The sequence below is a fragment of the Leyella stercorea genome (genome assembly GCF_021531355.1).
Classification (GTDB): domain Bacteria; phylum Bacteroidota; class Bacteroidia; order Bacteroidales; family Bacteroidaceae; genus Prevotella.
The window spans coordinates 1-7,354 of the sequence record NZ_JADYTS010000105.1 but is presented as its reverse complement, the minus strand read 5'-3'; the positions used below and the strand labels follow the sequence as shown (position 1 = coordinate 7,354).

Here is a 7,354-nt window from a genome sequence, read left to right as displayed (position 1 = left end):
ACCGATGAGAATGGAAATCTGAAACCATTCTACGGCATGGTGGTTTATCAGCGCATGACGGACAACGAACTTGTGGAGACAAAGAAAGCGTACGATTATGACGCAAACATAGATTTTACAGATGCTGTTCCTAACGACTGCAAGTTCCGTGTAAGTGCAAGCTATAATAATCCCGACGATTTTGAAGAGAATACGAACGGAAGTGTTATTGTAGCTTTTGGAAATGTAAAGTTCTCGCTGACGGATCATCTTGGCACATCAATGCTTCCAAATCCTGCGTTGGAGTATTTCGACTCCATAGTTTGGAGGTCTGATGCCAGTTCACTTCCTGACAGATATGTCGTACATCGTCATAAGCCGGGGCAGACTCAAACAGCACTGACGTGGACAACTCGCTTCTTCGATACAAACCCAGACTTGACTTCCTACTTTGAAGGCTACAAGAAAGGTCGTGTTGTCTATATATATACAATGCGCCACAATGTCTATAATGACAAATTCTTGTGCTTCGATTGGGGAAAGTTTTCGATGAGCAAGCCAAGAGAGTTTACTGCTACATGTTTGCTTGATAAAAGCCGAAGCTTCACCGTTTACGAACCAAGGACATACAACAATGATATGAACAAGGTATATGCTGAACTGCGCTACAATTCCTGGGGTAAGGGAGACGACGTTGCTATTCTGCAAAAGGAGGCTCGTGAATTGACGGAACTTATGATTAACCATTATGGCAAGGGAACCGTAGTGGGTAAGCAGTTAGATCATTACCGCACCTTATTCAAGGCTCTTCCTGAAAAAGCGCATATTATTACATATTGGGCAACTGCTGATACAAGAATTGCACTTGTTTTCAATCGCGACGATGCTGACTCCAAGAATAATTACTTTTACGTTCATGCAGAACCAGTTCAACAATAACAAAGCAATCCATTCACAACTGGAGGTTTTATCCGCAAAATAGTTGATGGAACGAATCGCTATAGTATAGTGGTGAATTACATTATTATAATAAAAAATGATGATAAAAAGAATAAGTATAACATTTGTGGCATTATTATTTGCTACAATTTCATTTGGACAAGTAAAAAGCATTGACGAGAGAATAGGCGAGGCTATGAATAGCAGTAATTGGGCTGAACTTAGATCTTTGTATATGTCTGATGGTGAAAACTTGCAGACACCATTTCTAAAACCGCTCTCCAGATTCTTTATAAGTCAATTCTATAATGAACCGGACAGCGCTATCAAGTATGGCAAAGAAATTTTGGAGATGTATCAAGATGAACTAAATTCATCTGTACCTTCAATTATGTATTTCATGGCAGAAGATTATGCAACATTGGGACACTACGATAAGGCTTCCGCATTATTACACAGTCTGAACGAGGCATACCGCAAGGGTGGACAAACTGTAAATCCTGTATTTGAAGCCTATGAGGACATTTATTCTAAGCTTTCGAAATGCGGCACGTTTTCTGTGGAGAGGCCAGACTATAACGTGAGTGTGCCCTTGTTAACACATACAGGTAACCGCAAAAATCCTGAGATGATGAATGTTATGGCTAATATCAATGGAAAAGAAGTGAAATGCAATTACGATTCAGGGGCAGGTATAAATATAATGACTACTAAGTTTGCCGAGCATATAAAGGCAACTGTTATACAGACCAAGAACATACAGATGTTGGGTATGTCTTATGTTGATAGCAAAGGCTTAGTAGTGGTGGACTCCCTAAAACTTGGTGATTTAGTTTATCGAAATGTCCCATTTTTTGTCGTCGACATGAGAACTGACAATCCGTTAGCAAACAAAAAGTTGGAGGAACTTGGATACGAATGCGTTATAGGCAACCAGACAATGATGCCATTGGGTGAGATTTGTTTCGATTTTGACAAAATGCAGCTTGTAATTCCAGCCTCGTACACACCAACACCTACATATGCTCCCAATTTCTATCGTTCACCTCAGCGCCTTTTCCACTTGTCATTAACAGATGGTCGTTCAGGGAAAAAGATTGATGCAATAGTTGACACTGGCGCAGCGGGAACCCTCCTGACAAATCGCTATTATAAAAAGAACGAAAACTGTTTTACTGGTAGAACGGCAACTGATTCATTGCGCATGGCAGGTGTCGGTGGTGTCAATGTTGTAAAAACTATACCTGTGTCATGGACATTTACCTTTGCTGGCGAACAATATACCGAGACAAACATTCCAGTAGTAACATCTTCAGAACATAATGAGGAATATGATTGCAGAATCGGTTTACCAACGTTAATGGCGCACAGGAAATTTATTATCAACTTCAAGAATATGTGGATGAGATTTGAGGATTAGCAGAAATATTAAACAATAGATTTGGCTATAGGTCCTTACAAATTCAATTGGCGAATTTCCACAAGTAAAATGCTCTACTATCTTGCTGGATGAGTTTTATAATTTAAAATACACTATCTTCATGAATAAGTTATTAAGAATATTTTGTTTTTGTGGGTTGTTTTGCCTATGGAATTGTTGTAAAAATAGCATACATCCTAATCTTATAAACAAAAAAGTTTGTAAGCAAATATTGGTAAAAAATTATTTTGATGATAATGAATACATTATTAATAATGATATTTCAATCCAAGAACTGTATGAACTCTTACAGAATGCAACTCTCTGTGACATAACTAAATTGCCTCCAAGATTAGTATTAACTATAAAAGGCACAAATTATCATCAAACTTTTTTCATATGTGATAATTATATAAAAGATGACAAAAGAAAGATATATAGATGTAAAAAAAATATAGAAAAGGAGTTAAAGAAAATCATTAAAAAACAGGTCAAAAACCAATTGAGTGCCGTAAAAAAGTAACAAATAAAGGTAATACATATGGGAATTTTTAAAAAAAGAACTCTTTTTTATACTAAAGATTGTTTATTTATAGGTGTATCAATCTTCGTTATAGATATTGTCACTTTTGTTATTTTAATTTTTTTGTCTATGAGTGATAGTGAATCACCCATACTTGCTGATTATGTACACATTTTTTTAAAAGAAGTTTTATCTTTACCATTATCATTGATTAACAATGATTACCCTTTCTTTTTAGATGACCACCAAGTTCCAAAATTAATACTGTTCACAATGCCTGCAAACATTCTAATACAATCAGTTTTTTTCTGCTTTATAAAGGAATGCATAACTAAAATCTTAGTTACATTTTCGAACAAAAAGAATATTGAATAATAAAAAACAATGGCTCAGGGGGGGTGTCTATCCACGGACAATTTCTCCTGAGCCAAATTTTTTCTTGGAACATTTGTGGGTAGACAACCACCTGAGACCTATTGTTTATATCTATATTATCCCATATTATCAGTCTACTTGTCTATGTAAGATGCTACAAAATAGACAATCGAAATGACCATATAAAGGAAACACGGCAAGAATATCCAAAGCAAAGTCTTTACCCAACCATTCGACAACCAAACTCCTTCATTTCTTGACATCATATTAGACATATCATAGAAATGGCGAGTGAGGATTTCCTTATTCGCCTTTCGGTGGTCTTCAAGAAGTTTGGACTCATCCTCAATGAGTTTCTTCCTATTGTTGATTGCCTGTTCCATATCGGCATCATCAACCTTAGCCTTGAATTTTATATCTCTCACTTTGGCAATAAAGCTATCAATGGCTTTTGTAACAGCGTCTGCTTTATCGGTGGCTTTATTCAAGCTGTCCTTTGCTTCCTTTAAAGAAGATGCTGCCGTTTCAAGTTCTGATTTTGCCGAAGCCAACGTATTGCCAGCATCCTTGTAGGCTTGAAGTTGTTGGTCAAACTTCTCCGAAGCCTTGTCCGTTTCGATATTCTTGTCTATCGTGTTCTCGAAAGATCCGAAATCCATATCTGAGATTTTACTTTTACCTATTGGCATAATATCAGTGCTGTTGGTTGAACATTCGGTTATCTGCCATATCCTTGCTTCTTGCGAGGTCTGCACAGGCGATTAGCCATCATAGCGCAACGATGCGCCCATGACAGTTCATCCTCGTCCTTTTCTCGTCCCCAACCAGAGGTTGCACCACCTCCGCCACCGCCAGACTGGGCGGCAATGGTTGTGGCAGCATCAATGTACTCAGCAAAGAGAAGAATGGCGGTCTTCTGCACATCACCAATCTTGGCAAATACATTGTCGGCATCCAAAGCTATATTCTTGTAGATGATATCCAGACAATTCTGAGGAATATCAACAGGGTAATGATGAAACTCGTCCGTATAAAAGTCGAAGTGACGTATCTTTGGAGTGTTGTCCGCAGTAGGCATGGGGTTGGGCACAGTCATAATCTTAGGCTGTTGGGTATTCTTTGTTGGAGTTGAAACTGGTTCCTCCAATTCTTGATGATGCAGCTTTGCCCAAGTACCTTCAATCTTTGAGGGCATCAGACAACGACCTTTGCCAAGTTCCGAGGACTTATAAATGGAGTTACCACGCTTGATGGCATAGCCACGCACTTGTCCTTTGTTGTCGGATTGCAGTTTGACATCATATCCCATTTGCGTGAGGCATTTTGTGTATAGTCCCCAATCAAAGTACGACATCTTAGTCAAAACGGAAAGACAATCATTGTTTATCGCTTCCTTATTTTGGCGGCTCACTTCTTGTGCATCTTTCCAACCACGCTGTTGCCCAACCTTGGCGGCAGCAGCCATCGCACGCTCATATATATAATGGGCATCATTCACGTTGCCCCTCATGTCTATGCGGTTCGCATCAATGTGAAGGTGCATAATGCCACTCTTGCTGTCACGATGAAGCGCAACAACATACTGGCTGTCTTTGAGGTTGGTTGCCTTTGCACTCTTGCGCTTCGACTTGGCTGAAAGGTCAACCGCATCAAACTCACGGATAAAGTCATCCGCCAACCTCTGCCATTCCTCCATCGTCCAACCTTGCGTTTCCTCCGAGGTTGGGGAAACCTCAATACGTATCATGTTCCTTTTGAGCGGATGATAACGGTTCAACTTGTCTTCAAACTTCTTCTGCAAGGCAAGCATTCTTGCCCACATTGCCGTTGGGGAAATATCATCGGGCAAGAGATTGGTCTTTACAATCTCTGCCTTGTCCTTATCCACTGAGTAACGTATGGCATTTGCGCCATGACTTATCACCTTTGCTTTTGCTATCATATATGTCGTATGTTCTATTGTGTTAAGTATTTCTCTATCTCAATCATGCGGTTCAAGATCACCTCTGCGCTTGTTCTCCATCGTTTCATAAATATTTCGCTACGGAGAATGTTCTCACGTTCCGTAAGCGGACGACCTTTGAGGAAGCCGAACAATTTTTGTATATCGCCCCTGGCATCCGAAAGGCTGTTCAAAGCCTCCATTTCTTTGTCAGTCAAGCGTTGTTTGGGATATTTGCCCTCCAACCGCTTGCGTGCGTATGCGCTTGTGGTCAGTCCGCAAAGAGCAGCATATTCCGCTATCTCCTTATGGAGTTGCGGTGTCAGCCTTACTATCAGGCGGCTCGTGTATTTCTGTGCCTCCTTTTCTATATTTTTCTTATTCATACCAAGTATTGCTTCTATAAAAGTATGCAACCCAATGCAAGCTTGCGAGCGTTCAAGAAGTCAATTGGCATACGGACAAACGAAGTGCGTTTGTATGACATTGGTATTTCTTGCATAGCACCGCTATCAGAGTTTACGCACAAGCACGCTACGCACTACGGTTGCACCAGTTCACAGACTTGTTGTATAACGGTTCTCAAATTACCCAAGCAATAGCAATTGTGGGGCATCCTCCGCTTCCATCTGTTCTTTGAAAAATTGCCTTCTGGCTTCTGCCTCCAGTTCCATGTCAGAGACGCTTGGCGGTGGAACATCTAACGGCACGCAGTATGTTGCTTTGCATTGAAGTCCGTCATTCCTATCAAGCAAGTCCTAACTAACTCATTCCATCAGTCTGTATCTCATCCATTCGATAAGTAGGATTACGATAGACTATCTTCTCCATCATCTCATTGAGGCGGTCTGCAATTCTGTCGCCATAGCGTTTGCGAATGTCCTTCGGGTCAAGATTAGTTGTCACAATGGTGAAAAGCTGGGCTTCGTATCTCTTTGTCAGTAGGTCAATGACTGGAGTAATGATGTTGCCATAATCCATTACTTCAACCGGCTCTGTCCCCAAATCATCAATAGCGAGCATTTCATTTTGCACCAGTTCAAGATACTTCGTATGATTGCTCTTACATAATTGAGCGATATGCAAGGCATCTACAATAGTCAATCCATAGCAAGCGCCATAGCTACTACCTGGGTCTGCCGTTGGCCTGCGAATTTGCAAATGCCTTATGAGGTTCTGCAATGCTTTGAGCATTGTTGTCTTGCCGTTACCGCATCCACCGCAAAGCACCATTCCGAATTTGGAAGAACCAGCGGTGAGCCATTTGGCTATCTGTCTAAGCTGATCATCAATGAACTCGTTATAAACAAATTTTCGATGACGGAACTGCACCTCTGCAATTACCGCCGCCAACAGAAGTTCATACGCTTTATCTTCGTTCACGGGCAATCTAAAACGTGCTATCATAGTCCGCCCCTTCTGTAGTAACTGGACATATTCTGCGATTCTCTTTTTGCTTGCTGAATCCATTTTTACTTTCTTTTTTACTGTTGAAATTTTCACTCGACTTCCTTATAAAAAGTTCTTTGTCTTTATCTTTTATAAGTGTCAAGTCATGCGTCAAGCCATCTGCTAAGTTATTTGTCAAATCATCCGTCCATTCAAGCATTGTGTATTTGGACGGTACATGGCGTGATTTCCCCTCAATAAAAGAGATAAGCTTACGCTCGGCAAGGTGTTTCCGTGCTGTAATGACTGTTTGTCTTGAAAGGCGCAAATCATCGCATATCCTTGTAGTGGAACATACAAACGGCATATTCCAATACCGCTTGTTGCTCTCGTTCACAAGGTACGCAAACAGAGCTATTTCACTGGCTGGCATTGGCGACATCATAGCGGAACGCCACAATTGGTTCATACATCCTATATAAGTCATGACATCACCAGTTTAAGGGTTTCGGCTTGCGCTTGTTTCCTGCAAGAATGGCTGCATTCTCCTCCTCAGCTGTAAGAGGTACAGGATTCTTGCGGTTTGTCTCCAGCCACTTGTCAAGTTCATCCTGATATAGGCAATAACGCTTGCCAGGTTTGGTGGCAGGAATGCTGCCGTTGCCAAGTTTCATGTAGAGAGTTGCCATCGGCATTTTCAGGTATGCCGATGCTTCCTCCACACTCATAGGTATGTGCGTGTTCGCCTTGTGTGGCTTGTTCTGTGATTGCAGACCGATGATCATCT

The 7,354-nt window shown here is 40.8% G+C and carries 9 protein-coding genes; 3 read left to right on the top strand and 6 right to left on the bottom strand.

The window, feature by feature from the left end; all coding sequences use genetic code 11:
* From I6E38_RS13905 to I6E38_RS13895, 3 genes are all read left to right on the top strand, one after another.
* Window positions 1–918 (top strand): hypothetical protein (locus tag I6E38_RS13905; protein WP_235394553.1); only part of this gene is annotated, 918 nt, incomplete at its 5' end.
* 97 nt (window positions 919–1,015) lie between these two features.
* Window positions 1,016–2,338, top strand: coding sequence for a pepsin/retropepsin-like aspartic protease family protein (locus I6E38_RS13900; protein ID WP_235394552.1), 1,323 nt, complete (start codon window positions 1,016–1,018; stop codon window positions 2,336–2,338).
* Between the two features lie 121 nt (window positions 2,339–2,459).
* Entirely contained in the window at window positions 2,460–2,861 is a 402-nt protein-coding gene (locus I6E38_RS13895; RefSeq protein ID WP_235394551.1) for a hypothetical protein, read from the top strand.
* A 509-nt stretch (window positions 2,862–3,370) separates the two neighbouring features.
* On the opposite strand, the gene I6E38_RS13890 is transcribed toward I6E38_RS13895, so the two are convergent.
* From I6E38_RS13890 to I6E38_RS13865, 6 genes are all read right to left on the bottom strand, one after another.
* On the bottom strand, window positions 3,371–3,925 hold the full coding sequence (locus tag I6E38_RS13890) for a coiled-coil domain-containing protein (RefSeq protein WP_235394550.1): 555 nt from the start codon (window positions 3,923–3,925) through the stop codon (window positions 3,371–3,373).
* Between the two features lie 29 nt (window positions 3,926–3,954).
* Window positions 3,955–5,178 carry a relaxase/mobilization nuclease domain-containing protein gene (locus I6E38_RS13885; protein ID WP_235394549.1) on the bottom strand — a complete coding sequence of 408 codons (1,224 nt, stop codon included), beginning with the start codon at window positions 5,176–5,178 and terminating at the stop codon, window positions 3,955–3,957.
* 14 nt (window positions 5,179–5,192) lie between these two features.
* Complete coding sequence (locus I6E38_RS13880; protein WP_225451457.1) at window positions 5,193–5,564, bottom strand: plasmid mobilization protein; 372 nt, start codon at window positions 5,562–5,564, stop codon at window positions 5,193–5,195.
* A gap of 376 nt (window positions 5,565–5,940) precedes the next feature.
* Entirely contained in the window at window positions 5,941–6,531 is a 591-nt protein-coding gene (locus tag I6E38_RS13875) for a hypothetical protein (RefSeq protein ID WP_235394548.1), read from the bottom strand.
* A 37-nt stretch (window positions 6,532–6,568) separates the two neighbouring features.
* The gene (locus I6E38_RS13870) at window positions 6,569–7,054 is read right to left on the bottom strand and encodes a helix-turn-helix domain-containing protein (RefSeq protein WP_235394547.1); all 486 of its coding nucleotides are present in this window, start codon (window positions 7,052–7,054) and stop codon (window positions 6,569–6,571) included.
* 4 nt (window positions 7,055–7,058) lie between these two features.
* Window positions 7,059–7,354: helix-turn-helix domain-containing protein (locus I6E38_RS13865; RefSeq protein WP_235394546.1), on the bottom strand; the 296-nt coding region annotated here is incomplete at its 5' end.